Source organism: Neoroseomonas eburnea (assembly GCF_018129005.1).
Classification (GTDB): Bacteria; Pseudomonadota; Alphaproteobacteria; order Acetobacterales; family Acetobacteraceae; genus Neoroseomonas; species Neoroseomonas eburnea.
Genome location: NZ_JAAEDL010000007.1, coordinates 103,435 through 115,691 on the forward strand (window position 1 = coordinate 103,435; position 12,257 = coordinate 115,691).

Below are 12,257 nucleotides of genomic sequence, written 5' to 3' on the forward strand. Positions count from 1 at the left end.
CCCAAACCCCCTCCCTTCTTTGTCTCCCGGCACTTTCCCCCGTCGCAGTCCCCAATTCCCAAAGAAGGTTGAGGGGGGCGTGGGGGGAGAAGTTCTCTTCTCCCCCCACTCCGCTATCGTGCCTCCAGGGGGGAGCCCAATGACCCAATTCTTCGACCTGCCCGAGGCCACGCGCGAGCTGCAATCCGTCGCCCGCGACTTCGCCCGCGATGTCCTCGCGCCCAATGCGAGGCGCTGGGACGAGGAGCGCCACTTCCCGGTCGAGGAAATGCGCGAGGCGGCGGCGCTCGGCATGGCCGCGCTCTATGTGCGCGAGGATTCCGGCGGCGCCGGCCTGACGCGGCTCGACGCCGCGGTGGTGTTCGAGGCCCTGGCGACCGGCTGTCCGACCGTCGCGGCCTATCTTTCCATCCACAACATGGTCGCCTGGATGATCGACCGCTTCGGCAGCGACGCGCAGCGCGCGGAGCACCTGCCGGCGCTGATCACCATGGATTGCGTCGCCTCCTATGCCCTGACCGAGCCGGGATCGGGTTCGGATGCCGCGGCCCTGCGCACGCGCGCGGCGCGCGACAACGAGGGCTATGTGCTGAACGGCACCAAGCAGTTCATCTCCGGCGCCGGGGTGTCCGACCTCTATTTGACCATGGTGCGCACGGGGGGCGAGGGGCCATCGGGAATCTCCGCCCTGCTGATCCCGAAGGAGACGCCCGGCCTCTCCTTCGGCGCCAATGAGCGCAAGATGGGCTGGAACGCCCAGCCGACGCGCCAGGTGATCTTCCAGGATGCGCGCGTGCCGGCGACGGCACTGCTCGGCGAGGAAGGGCAGGGGTTCCGCTTCGCCATGGCGGGGCTCGACGGAGGGCGGCTCAACATCGCCGCCTGCTCGCTGGGCGGCGCCGAGGCCGCGCTCGACATCGCGCTGGCCTATACGAAGGAACGGCGCGCCTTCGGCAAGGCGGTCGCGGAGTTCCAGAACACCCAGTTCCGCCTCGCCGACATGCGCATCGAACTGGAGGCGGCGCGCGCGCTGCTCTGGCGCGCCTGCGCCAAGCTCGATGCGCGGGCGCCGGACGCCACCGCCTTCTGCGCCATGGCCAAGCGGTTCGTCACCGACACCTGCTCGCGCGTCGCGGATGATGCGCTGCAGCTTCTTGGCGGGTACGGGTACCTCGCCGACTACGGCATCGAGAAGATCGTGCGGGATCTGCGCGTGCATCGCATCCTGGAAGGCACCAACGAGATCATGCGCATGATCGTGGCGCGGCAGATGCTCGGGGCGCGCTGACGGCGGCACGGCGCGGCGGCGCGGGGCCGTCCGCGCGCCGGGCCGAAGCCCGAATGCCAACGGCACGAAGGATGATGCTTCGCGCGGTTGCCGTCAGGCCCAGATCACGGAATGGCCGTCGAAGCCGTCCGGCGGGAAGCCGGGCAGCAGGAAGGCCATATCGGCCTGGCCGTCGCCGTCGAGGTCGATGCGCAGCGTCTTCGTCGCCTCGTCGAAGCGGCCCTCCACGCCGCCCTCGCCGGTGAAGGCGAAGGCGCCGCGCCAGCGAAAGCTGTTGCCGTCGCCGATGCCCGCGAAGGCCAGCATGTCGCCCTCCAGCGGGTTGAAGTTGACGATGGTGTCGGGTGCCGCGACGGAGGATTGCGACGCCGCCGTGTAGATGAAGAGGTCCGCGCCCGCGCCGCCCACCAGGTAGTCCCTGCCGGCACCGCCGAAGATCTCGTCCGCGCCGCTGCCGCCGGTCAGCGTGTCGTTGCCGGCGCCGCCCTCGATCACCGCGCGGCCGCTGGCGGCGGACAGCGTGATGACGTCGTCGCCGGTGCCGCCGCGGATGCGTTCCACTCCGGTTGCCAGGACACGCACGCCGCCATCGCCGAGCGTCAGCACGTCCATCCCGTCCCCGAGCGCCACCGCGACCGTGCCCTCGACGCCGGCCAGCGTGACCTGGTCGCTGGCGGCGCTTCCGAACACCGCCTCGACGCCGGCGATGCTGGCGATGTTCGCGCCCTGGCCGAGCACCACCCGGTCGTTGCCCGCACCAAGGTCGATCACCATCCCGGCGGAGCCGCGCGCCATCACCACCCAGTCGTCGCCGCCGCCGCCGGTGATGCGCTCCACGTCGGAGACCGTCACGAGGTTCGTCCCGCCGCCGAGCAGCAGATGGTCCGTGCCGGCGCCGAAGTGCAGCACCGCGCCCGTCGTCCCGGCGGCGAGTTCGATGGTGTCGGCGCCGTCGCTGCCGAGCACGAGCTCGACGCCGGAGACGGCGATGCGGTTGCCGCCGCGCGTCAGAACCAGCCGGTCCACCCCGGCGCCGAGATCCACCAGGCCCGCCGACATGGCGCTGCCGAGGGTGACCGCGTCATCGCCCGCCGCGCCGATGATCGTCTCGGCGAAGGCCGCGGTCAGCAGGTTGGTGCCCTCGGCCAGCACCAGCCGGTCCCGGCCCAGGCCGAGGTTCAGGTTGAGGCCGGTGCCGGCGTCGAGCAGCGTCACCGTGTCGTCCCCGCCGCCGCTGGCGACCAGCTCGACCCCGCGCAGGCGGACGCCGTCGGCGGCATCGCCGAGGATGAGGCGGTCATAGCCGCCGCCGAGGGAGATCAGGGCATCCTGCGCGGCTCCCGCGAAGGTGATCACGTCATGGCCGTCGCTGCCGTGCAGCTCCTCCACCCCGGCCACGGTCAGGATGCTTCCGACGGTGGAGAGGGTCAGCCGGTCCACGCCGGCACCGAGGTCCACGAATGCGTCCCGCGCCAGCAGGGAGAGTTCCACGGCATCCGCCCCGGCGCCGCCGATCAGGGTCTCCACCCCGAGGACGGTCACCGCATTGCCGCCATCGGCGAGGCGCAGGCGGTCCTGCCCGCCATAGAGGTGGACTCGCCCGGCGATCGGGGTGAGCAGCGTCAGGTCCTCGTCCCCGCCGCCGCCCTCCAGCGTCTCGACGCCGAGGAGCCGCGCGGTCACCGGACCGCCGCGGATGGTCAGCCGGTCCGCCCCGCCGCCGAGGTCGATGAGGCCGTCGGAGATGGCGCCGAACAGCGTGACGTCGTCGGCACCCGCACCGGCGGCCAGCGTCTCCGTCCCGCCGACGAGGAGCGAATTGTTGCCCGGCCCGAGCACCAGGCTGTCGGTGCCGCCGCCGAGATCCACCAGCCCGCCGACGACCGGGGAGAGCAGCGTGACGGCATCGGCCGCGCCGCTGCCGCGCAGCGTCTCGATGCCGGAGGCGACGAGGCTGCCGCCGCCGAGGAAGCTGACGACATCGCTGCCGGCGCCCCCGGTCAGCGTCTCCACGCCGCGCAGCACCAGGGCATTGCCGCCATCGGCCAGGGCGAGGCTGTCGGCGCCGCCGCCGAGGTCGAACTGCGCCCCGGCCATCAGCCGGTCCTCGAGCACGAGCAGGTCGGCGCCGGCGCCGCCGGTCACCGTCTCGATGCCGGCGAGGCGGCCGTGATTGCCGCCATCGGCGAGGACGAGCCGGTCGGCGCCGCCACCCAAGGCGATCCGACCGCCCGCAAGCGCGGTGCCGAGCCGGATGTCGTCCGCCCCCGCCCCGGCGGTGATGGTTTCCGCCCCCGTGACGGTCAGCACGCTGCCGCCCTCGCCGAGCGCCAGGAGATCGGCCCCCGCGCCGAGATCGTAGGTGCCGCTGGCTGCGCCCTCGACCTCGATGACGTCGTCGCCGCCTCCGGCGAGGAACTCCTCGACGCCGAGCATGACCAGCCGGTCGGCCTCGTCCGAGAGGGCGACGCGGTCGGTGCCGGCGCCGAGATCGATCCGGGTGCCGACGGTCGGGCCGGTGAAGGTGACCTCGTCGATGCCCTTGCCGCCGATGACGGTTTCGATGTCCGCGGCGAGGGTGACGGTATTGCCGGCGCCGGCAGTGAAGGTCAGCCGGTCGAGCCCGGCGCCGAGGGAGACGTAGCCGGCCAGCCGCGTGGCGGTGAAGACCTGGTCGTCGCCGCTGCCGCCGATGACCGTCTCGATCGCGGCGACGGTCACGACATTGGTGCCGTCGGCCAGCGTCAGATGGTCGCGGCCACCCTTCAGATCGACCCACATGTCGGTGACCGGGGCGAGCAGCGCGACCGTGTCGGATCCCGTGCCGCCGGTCAGCGTCTCGGTGCCGAGAACGAAGAGGCTGTTCGCCGCATTGGCGAGCAGGAGCCTGTCGGCGCCGGTGCCGAGATCGACGATGGCGTCGGCGAGGGCGCCGGTGACCGTCACCTCGTCGGCATGGGCGCCGCCCGTCAGCCGGTCGAAGGCCGGCAGGATGACGGCGTTGGACGAGGCCTGGGAAAGGGTGACGGACAGGGCGACGCCTCCGGCTCCGGGCCGGCGCCGCGTGGCACCGGTCGGAGGCAGAATCGCCGCTCGTATTTAAAAAGAGACGAATTTCCGAGACTGATCTCGCATCACGAGACAATGCCCGGCGGATGGCTCAGGTCTTGATCGGACCTTGCCTCCCCCCGCGCCCCTGGCCTGGCGGGTCGCTCGGATCGTTGTCGGACGGCCCGGCGGGGGCGCCCCGCCCGCCGCCGCCGCGTCCGCCGCCCGGCGGGTCGTTCGGATCGGAGTCCGTCACGCCGCCCTGACGAGGCGCGCCACCGCTGCCGCGCCCCTGGCCGGGCGGGTCATGCGGGTCGGCATCGGAGAGGCCACCGCGGGGCCGGCCCCCTCCACCACCGCGACCCTGCCCGGGCGGGTCGCTGGGGTCGTTGTCGGTAGGACCGACCTGCCGCTGCCCGCCGCCGCGGCCCTGGCCGGGCGGGTCGTTGGGATCGCTGTCGGTCGGGCCGAGCGGCCGTCCGCCGCGCTGAGGGCCGCGCCCGTTGTTGGGCGGGTCGTTGGGGTCGGCATCGGTAAGGCCGCTCTGCGGCTGGCGCTGCTGCCCGCCCTTCACAGGCGGCCGGCCACCGCCGCGGCCCTGGCCCTGAGGATCGTCCGGGTCGGTGTCGGAGACGCCGGAGGGCGCGCGGCGCGGCGGCACCGGAGCAGGGGTCGCGGGCGGCGAGGGCGACGGCGACGGCGCGGGTGCGCCTCCGCCCTCTCCCTTGGTGCCGCCCTGGGCCAGGGCAGCGCCAGGCAGCGCCACCGCGCCCCCTGCGGTCGCCAGGCGCACCACCAGCAGGCGCCGGGCGAGGCGGTGGTCGGGTGAATCGGTCATCGGCGCGGCACTCCGGTGCGGTCGAGGCGGACATTCTCCGCTTCGGACCGGGCCCGGCACAAGGCGGACCGCGGGCACATCATGGGGCTTGCGTTAATGTTCTTGTTTTGTTCTTATCGTCGCATGAGCACGCGTCACGCCATCGACCCTTCCCTGGCCATTCCGCCCGTTCCCCTGGTGGTGCGCTTCGTCCCGGCGCGCCCGCCCGGCCGCCTGGCGCGGCGCGCCATGCGCGACTTCACTGGCTTCCTCGCGCTTGCCTGGGCGGTCGCCGAGATCGCGCTCTGGGCCAGCGGTGCCTGATGCCGGCCGGTCCTGCTGCCGGCTCGGCATTCAAGGTCCAGGTTTCCTGCGCGGCGGCTCCACCAGGCGCGGACGCGATGCCGCTGGCCCTGGCCGATGGCCTCGCCAGCCAGGCTCGGCGGCACGCGCCGTCGCGGCGGCCGACCCTGCGCGGCCCTGCCGCGGTTCAGGCCGCGCGGCTGCGCAGGATCTCGACGGCGCGGCGGAAGGCCGCCGCCATGCGTTCCGCCGGCATGGCACCCGAGAAGAGCAGGTGCCGGTCGAGCAGGAAGGACGGCACGCCGTTGATCCCGGCCCGTGCCAGCGCGAGGGATTCGCCGATCACCTCGTCGCGCGCGTCCTCCCCGCCGGCGAAGGCGGCGATCGCTTCCGGCGGCATGCCGGCCTCCGCGCCCTCGGTCGCGAGCAGCGCGCGATCGCCGATATCCTTGCCTTCCTGGAAGTAGGCGCGGAACAGGCGCTCCACCATGGCGTGCTGCACACCGGCCTCGCCGGCCAGGCGGATCAGCCGGTGCGCCTCGATCGTGTTCGGCGTCCGCGCCATCAGGTCGTGGCGAAAGGAGAGCCCCGCCGCGCGTCCCGCCTCGGCGACCTGGGCGTCGAGTTCCTGCGAGCGTTCCCAGGAGCCGAACTTCTCCGTGCGGTAGGCGCGGCGATCGACGCCGCCCTCCGGCATGTCCGGATTGAGCTGGTAGGGCAGCCAGCCGATCTCGAAGGTCATCCCCTCCTCGCGCAGGAGGGCCAGGGCACCGTCGAGTTGCCTCTTGCCGATCCAGCACCAGGGGCAGATGGCGTCGGAGACGATCTCGAGCCGGCCGGCGATCGCGGGGGCGGTGTCCATGGCGGGCTCCTTCTCGTGGATGTGCCGAGGATGGGTCCGTGCCGGCGCCGGCACAAGGCGCGGCAGGCCCGAAAGCGATGGTCCGGGGCCGGGGCGCGAGGCGGGGAGGGCGCTGCCCTCCCCGAACCCCTCCCGCCAGAGGCCGAAAGGCCTCTGGACACCAGGACTTGATCGGGTGCTCGGCAGAGGGGCGTCGATCGCGCGACCGCGATGCCGGGCGCGCCTTGCCCCTCCGACGACCACCCAACCAGAATCTCGGGTTCCAAGGGCTCTTGGGCCTTTGGTGGGGGGAGGTCCGGAGGGGGGGCAAGGCCGCTCTCCGGCGCACCCCCCCTTGGAGCGCGCCCCTCTTCCGCGCATGGTCCCGCGCCATGACCACCATCACCTTTCCCGCCGCCCACCCTGCTCCCTGGCCCGAGGCCGCGCCTGCCGCGCTCGGCTTCGACGCCGCCAGGCTCTCCGAGGCCGTCGCCCACGCCGCCGCGCACGAGACGCCCTGGCCCTATGACCTGGCCGGCCATATCGGCCGCGGTGCCTTCGAGCCGCCGCCGGACAACGAGGTGCTGGGCCCGCTCTGGCCGCGCGGCGCCCCCTGCGGCCTGATCACCCGCCACGGCGTGCTGGTCGCGCGCTGGGGCGACACGCGGGAGGTCAGCCAGACCTTCAGCGTCGCGAAATCCTACCTGTCGCTGCTCGCCGGCATCGCGGTGGCGGACGGGCTGATCCCGGACATCGACCGCCCGGTGCGCGAGACGGTGGATGATGGCGGCTTCGACAGTGCCCAGAACGCGCCGATCACCTGGCGGCACCTGCTGACCAACACCTCCGAATGGGAGGGCGAGCTCTTCGGCAAGGCGGATTCGATCGATCGCGGCCGCAACCTCGGCGTCGAGGGGCAGGGGAAGAAGGGCACGCGCACCCTCGAGCCCGCCGGCACCCATTGGGAATACAACGACGTGCGGGTGAACCGGCTGTCGCTCTCCCTGCTGCGCCGCTTCGGCCGGCCGCTGCCGGAGGTGTTCCGCGAACGCATCCTCGGCCCCATCGGCGGGTCCGCCGACTGGCGCTGGGACGGGTACCGCACCTCCTGGGTGACGCTGCCCGACGGCCGGCGCGTCCAGTCGGTGCCGGGCGGCACGCATTGGGGTGGCGGCATCGCCATCCATGCCGAGGACCAGGCGCGCATCGGCCTGCTGGCGCTGAACCGCGGCCGTTGGAACGGGCGGGACCTGATCCCGGCCTCCTGGTTCGATCTCTCGACCGGACCCTGCGCGCTGAACCCGCATTACGGCTTCCTGTGGTGGCTGAACACCGACGGAAAGAAGTACCCGTCGGCGGCGCGGGACGCCTTCTGCGCGAGCGGCGCGGGGGGCAACCTGACCTGGGTCGATCCGTCCTCCGGCATCGTCGCGGTGCTGCGCTGGACGGCGCCGGCGGCGATGGACGGCTTCATCGGCCGGGTGCGGGCGGCGCTGATCGGCTGACTGCCGAAATTCCGGGCATCTCGCCTGAAAGAAGGGCTATGACGGCTGCCTCGGGCGGCCGTCATCCGCATGCGCCACGCCGGATCGCTGGCACGGTGATTGCTGCCTCGGCACGCATCGGTCGCAACGCGCGAGGCCACGCAACCTCGTCCCGGCCGGCAGGGAGTGCAGTGGACGACGCATGGCCAAGGCAGCGGAGATCGAGCTCGTCGCCCTGACGAAGCGCTATGGCGGGGTCACGGCGGTGGACGGCATTTCGCTGCGCATCCCGGCCGGCACCTATTGCTGCCTGCTCGGGCCGTCCGGCTGCGGCAAGACCACCACGCTGCGCATGATCGCCGGCCACGAGCAGGCGAGCGAAGGCGACATCATCCTCGGCGGGGAGAACATCACCGACCTGCCGCCGGCGCGCCGCGGCACGGCGATGATGTTCCAGTCCTATGCGCTGTTCCCGCATCTGAGCTGCCTCGACAACGTCGCCTTCAGCCTGCGCATGCGCGGCGTGGGCAAGGCCGAGCGCCGCGACCGCGCCGCCGAGATGCTGCGCCGCGTCGAGATGGAGCGCTTCGCGGAACGCCTGCCGGCGCAGCTTTCGGGCGGGCAGCAGCAGCGCGTGGCGCTGGCCCGCGCGCTGATCACCGATCCCTCCGTCGTGCTGCTGGACGAGCCGCTCTCGGCCCTCGATCCCTTCCTGCGCGTGCGCATGCGGGAGGAGCTGAAGGCGCTGCAGGAACGGCTCGGCATCAGCTTCGTCCATGTCACCCACAGCCAGGACGAGGCGATGGCGCTGTCCGATCTGGTGGTGGTGATGAACAACGGCCGCATCGAGCAGGCCGCCACGGCGCGGGAGGTGTTCAACCACCCCGCCACCGCCTTCGTCGCCCGCTTCATCGGCGGGCACAACGTGCTCGAAGTGGCTCCGGGGCCGGATGGCACCGTGCTGCTCGCCAATGGCGCGGCGCTGGACGGGCAGGGGGCACCGGCCCGCGCGCGGCACATCGCCGTGCGCGCCGACCGCATGCTGGTCCGGCGCAGCGGCGCGGCGCTGCCGCTCGAGGCGACGGTGCGCTCGGTCGAGTATCTCGGTGCCACGGTGGCGGTCGGGCTGGCGGTGGAGGGGCTCGAACCGCTCTCCGCCACGCTGCCCGAGGCCGCCTTCTTCGCCGATCCGGTCCGCCCCGGGCAGCGCGTCGCGCTCGGCTGGCGGGCCGAGGACATGCACGGGATCGCGTGATCCGCGCGGCGGCGGCGTGCCGCGGCGCGAACAGGAAGGGGAGACTGCGATGACGGAGACGGTGAAGGTGCGGGGCATCGGGCGCCGCAAGGCGCTGCTCGCCGCGGCGGGTGCGGCGGCCGGCTCGGGGGCGGTCACCGGCTTCCCGACCATCTGGGCGCAGAACATCCGCAACGTGGTGCTGCGCCAGTTCGGCACCGGCGTGTCGAACCAGAACGCCATCGCCGAGAAGTGCAAGGAAGACCTCGGCATCACGCTGCAGATGACGGCGCTCGATTCCGACGCGGTGGTGCAGCGCGCGGTGACCCAGCCGAATTCCTACGATATCGCCGACATCGAATACTGGATGTGCAAGAAGGTGTTCCCCGCCGGCACGCTGCAGCCGATGGACACCTCGAAGATCCGGCTCTTCGACAAGATCGTGCCGATCTTCACCACCGGGAAGCTGCGGCCCGACAGCGTCATCGCCCAGGGCACCGCGCCGAACACGGTCAGCTTCGTGGACGGGCCCGGCAGCACGCGCTTCGCGTCCTCGCCGACGCAGTGGTTCACCATGATCCCGACCATCTACAACGCCGACACGCTCGGCATCCGGCCCGACCTGGTCGGGCGCCCGATCAGGAACTGGAAGGACATCATGGACCCCGCCTTCCGGGGCAAGACCTCCATCCTGAACATCCCGTCCATCGGCATCATGGACGCGGCGATGATCTGCGAGAGCGCCGGCGTCATCCGCTACGGCGACAAGGGCAACATGACCCGCGCCGAGATCGACACCACCATCAACTACCTGATCCAGGCCAAGCGCGCCGGCCAGTTCCGCGCCTTCTGGAAGACCTTCGACGAGAGCGTGAACCTCATGGCCTCGGGCGAGGTGGTGATCCAGTCCATGTGGTCGCCGGCCGTCACCGCGGTGCGGTCGCGCGGCATCCCGTGCGTGTACCAGCCGCTGGAAGAGGGCTACCGCGCCTGGGGCGGCGGGCTTGCGCTCGCCAAGCATCTGCGCGGCATCCAGCTCGACGCGGCGTACGAATACATCAACTGGTACCTCTCCGGCTGGGTCGGCGCGTACCTCAACCGGCAGGGCTACTACTCGGCGGTGCTGGAGACGGCGCGCGAGCACATGAGCGCCGACGAATGGGGCTACTGGATGGAAGGCAAGCCGGCCCAGGGCGAGATCAAGAACCCGCAGGGCCAGGTGATGGAGCGCGCCGGCGCGGTGCGCGACGGCGGGTCCTTCTACGACCGCATGGGCGCGGTCGCCTGCTGGAACGCGGTGATGGATGAGGACCGCTACATGGTCCAGAAGTGGAACCAGTTCATCGCGAGTTGATGGGTCCTCAAGCGCCGGCGCCGCCATCCGGCGGCTTGGCTTGCGCGCCATGCACTGGTGCGCAGGCGGCCGCGGTCGGTCCGGGCGCGGTCGCGCTGTGCGCTCCCGGCCCGAGGCGTTGCCTCGGGCCGTCCTGGTCGGTGTGATGTGATTTGGGGTTCGCGATGAAGGGCAAACTTGCGGCGCTGGCGCTCGCTTCGCCGCTCGCGCTGCTGCTCGGCGTGTTCCTGGTCGTGCCGATCGGGACGATCGTCGTCGTGTCGTTCTTCGACTACGACAGCGTGCGTATCATCCCCGACTTCGTCTGGACCAACTACGACGAGCTGCTCTTCTCCCCGATCACCTGGAAGACCTATCTCCAGACGCTGAAATTCGCCGCCATCACCTGGGCGATCTGCCTGCTGGTGGGCTTCACCGTGGCCTATTTCCTCGCCTTCCACGTCGCCTCGCCGATGATGCAGACGGTGCTGTTCCTGGTCTGCACCATCCCCTTCTGGACCTCCAACATCATCCGCATGATCTCCTGGATCCCCTTCCTCGGCAGGAACGGGCTGCTCAACCAGGCGCTGATGTCGGTGGGCGCGATCGACCAGCCGCTGGAATTCCTGCTGTTCTCGGATTTCGCGGTGGTGCTGGCCTATGTGCACCTCTACGCGCTGTTCATGGTGGTGCCGATCTTCAATTCCATGGTCCGCATCGACCGCGCGCTGGTGGAAGCCGCGCGCGACGCCGGCGCGGGGGAATGGCAGGTGCTGCGCCACGTCATCATCCCGCTGGCGCGGCCGGGCATCGCCATCGGCTCGATCCTCGTCGTCGCCGTGGTGATGGGGGATTTCGTCACCGTCCGGCTGATGAGCGGCGGCCAGTCCGCCTCGGTCGGGCTGATGATGGTCAACGCCATGTCGCTGCTGCAGTACCCGGCCGCGGCGGCCAATGCGGTGGTGCTGCTCATCGTCGTGCTGCTGATGATCGCCGCCATGCTCCGCATCGTCGACATCCGGAAGGAGCTGTGATGCAGACCCGCGCGCGCTCCAGGGGCTTCTGGCCGCTGGCGGCCTTCTTCGGGCTGTTCGTCGCCTTCCTCTACGGGCCGACGGTGACGATCGTCGTGCTCTCCTTCCAGGGGCCGGAGGGCGGCCTGACCTTCCCGATGCGCGGCGTCTCCACCCGCTGGTTCGAGAACCTCTTCGAGACCCAGATGGTCGGCGATTTCGGCGGCTCCTTCCTGCGCTCCATGACGCTCGGCGCGATCGTCACGGTGGTGACGGTGGTGGTCTCCTTCATGGCGGGGCTGGCCTTCCGGCGGCGCTTCCCGGGATCGACGGCGCTGTTCTACCTGGCGGTGGCGAGCCTGATCGTGCCGTCGGTGCTCGTCTCGCTCGGCATCGGGCTGATGTTCCGGCTTGCGGGGCTCGACCCGGCCTGGTGGAGTTCCGGCCTCGGCGCGCACCTGACCTGGACGCTGCCCTTCGGCCTGCTGATCATGTTCGCCGTCTTCAACCGCTTCAGCCCGGCCTATGAGGAAGCGGCGCGCGACCTCGGCGCCTCCCCCTGGCAGACCATCCGCCACGTGGTGGTGCCGATCCTGCTGCCCTCCCTGATCGGCGTCGGCCTGTTCGGCTTCACCCTCTCCTACGACGAGTTCGCGCGTAGCCTCTACACCGCCGGCACCTTCAACACCCTGCCGCTCGAGATCTACGGCATGACGACGAACGTCACGACGCCTGTGCTCTACGCCCTCGGCACGGTGACGACGGGGGTGTCCTTCCTGGTGATCGCCGCGGCGCTCGGCGGGGTCATGCTGCTGCGCCGGCGTCGCGGCGGGGGCTGAGCGGGCGTTGCACCGCGCCGCCGGCTCGGGCAAGCATCGCCCGGCCAAGGGAGGGGG

The 12,257-nt window shown here is 71.5% G+C and carries 10 protein-coding genes; 7 read left to right on the top strand and 3 right to left on the bottom strand.

What is annotated here, in order from left to right; all coding sequences use genetic code 11:
* Positions 1-139: 139 nt before the first annotated feature.
* The gene (locus GXW74_RS09110; RefSeq protein WP_211846178.1) at positions 140-1,288 is read left to right on the top strand and encodes an acyl-CoA dehydrogenase family protein; all 1,149 of its coding nucleotides are present in this window, start codon (positions 140-142) and stop codon (positions 1,286-1,288) included.
* Between the two features lie 93 nt (positions 1,289-1,381).
* Here GXW74_RS09110 and GXW74_RS28605 read toward each other — a convergent pair whose 3' ends face one another.
* Both GXW74_RS28605 and GXW74_RS09120 read right to left on the bottom strand, forming a co-directional pair.
* Complete coding sequence (locus GXW74_RS28605) at positions 1,382-4,234, bottom strand: M10 family metallopeptidase C-terminal domain-containing protein (RefSeq protein WP_211846179.1); 2,853 nt, start codon at positions 4,232-4,234, stop codon at positions 1,382-1,384.
* A 214-nt stretch (positions 4,235-4,448) separates the two neighbouring features.
* On the bottom strand, positions 4,449-5,174 hold the full coding sequence (locus GXW74_RS09120; RefSeq protein ID WP_211846180.1) for a hypothetical protein: 726 nt from the start codon (positions 5,172-5,174) through the stop codon (positions 4,449-4,451).
* A gap of 123 nt (positions 5,175-5,297) precedes the next feature.
* On the opposite strand from GXW74_RS09120, the gene GXW74_RS09125 reads away from it, so the two are divergent.
* Entirely contained in the window at positions 5,298-5,477 is a 180-nt protein-coding gene (locus tag GXW74_RS09125; protein ID WP_211846181.1) for a hypothetical protein, read from the top strand.
* 166 nt (positions 5,478-5,643) lie between these two features.
* Here GXW74_RS09125 and GXW74_RS09130 read toward each other — a convergent pair whose 3' ends face one another.
* Entirely contained in the window at positions 5,644-6,318 is a 675-nt protein-coding gene (locus GXW74_RS09130) for a DsbA family oxidoreductase (RefSeq protein WP_211846182.1), read from the bottom strand.
* Positions 6,319-6,689: 371 nt separating this feature from the next.
* Here GXW74_RS09130 and GXW74_RS09135 point away from each other — a divergent pair, with 371 nt between their 5' ends.
* From GXW74_RS09135 to GXW74_RS09155, 5 genes are all read left to right on the top strand, one after another.
* The gene (locus tag GXW74_RS09135; protein WP_211846183.1) at positions 6,690-7,802 is read left to right on the top strand and encodes a serine hydrolase domain-containing protein; all 1,113 of its coding nucleotides are present in this window, start codon (positions 6,690-6,692) and stop codon (positions 7,800-7,802) included.
* A 181-nt stretch (positions 7,803-7,983) separates the two neighbouring features.
* Positions 7,984-9,036: an ABC transporter ATP-binding protein gene (locus GXW74_RS09140; RefSeq protein WP_211846184.1), complete on the top strand. Its 1,053-nt coding sequence runs from the start codon at positions 7,984-7,986 to the stop codon at positions 9,034-9,036.
* Positions 9,037-9,085: 49 nt separating this feature from the next.
* Positions 9,086-10,369, top strand: coding sequence for an ABC transporter substrate-binding protein (locus GXW74_RS09145; RefSeq protein ID WP_211846185.1), 1,284 nt, complete (start codon positions 9,086-9,088; stop codon positions 10,367-10,369).
* 164 nt (positions 10,370-10,533) lie between these two features.
* A complete protein-coding gene (locus GXW74_RS09150; RefSeq protein WP_211846186.1) occupies positions 10,534-11,382 on the top strand; it encodes an ABC transporter permease in 849 nt (282 codons plus the stop codon).
* A complete protein-coding gene (locus GXW74_RS09155) occupies positions 11,382-12,200 on the top strand; it encodes an ABC transporter permease (protein WP_211846187.1) in 819 nt (272 codons plus the stop codon). Before GXW74_RS09150 ends, GXW74_RS09155 begins: the two co-directional genes overlap by 1 nt.
* Positions 12,201-12,257 lie beyond the last annotated feature (57 nt).

Excerpts from the sequence above, each read along its gene's own strand:
- GXW74_RS09110 (WP_211846178.1), top strand. The coding sequence starts at position 140 with ATGACCCAATTCTTCGACCTGCCCGAGGCCACGCGCGAGCTGCAATCC.
- GXW74_RS09120 (WP_211846180.1), bottom strand. The coding sequence starts at position 5,174 with ATGACCGATTCACCCGACCACCGCCTCGCCCGGCGCCTGCTGGTGGTG.
- GXW74_RS09125 (WP_211846181.1), top strand. The coding sequence starts at position 5,298 with ATGAGCACGCGTCACGCCATCGACCCTTCCCTGGCCATTCCGCCCGTT.
- GXW74_RS09130 (WP_211846182.1), bottom strand. The coding sequence starts at position 6,318 with ATGGACACCGCCCCCGCGATCGCCGGCCGGCTCGAGATCGTCTCCGAC.
- GXW74_RS09135 (WP_211846183.1), top strand. The coding sequence starts at position 6,690 with ATGACCACCATCACCTTTCCCGCCGCCCACCCTGCTCCCTGGCCCGAG.
- GXW74_RS09140 (WP_211846184.1), top strand. The coding sequence starts at position 7,984 with ATGGCCAAGGCAGCGGAGATCGAGCTCGTCGCCCTGACGAAGCGCTAT.
- GXW74_RS09145 (WP_211846185.1), top strand. The coding sequence starts at position 9,086 with ATGACGGAGACGGTGAAGGTGCGGGGCATCGGGCGCCGCAAGGCGCTG.
- GXW74_RS09150 (WP_211846186.1), top strand. The coding sequence starts at position 10,534 with ATGAAGGGCAAACTTGCGGCGCTGGCGCTCGCTTCGCCGCTCGCGCTG.
- GXW74_RS09155 (WP_211846187.1), top strand. The coding sequence starts at position 11,382 with ATGCAGACCCGCGCGCGCTCCAGGGGCTTCTGGCCGCTGGCGGCCTTC.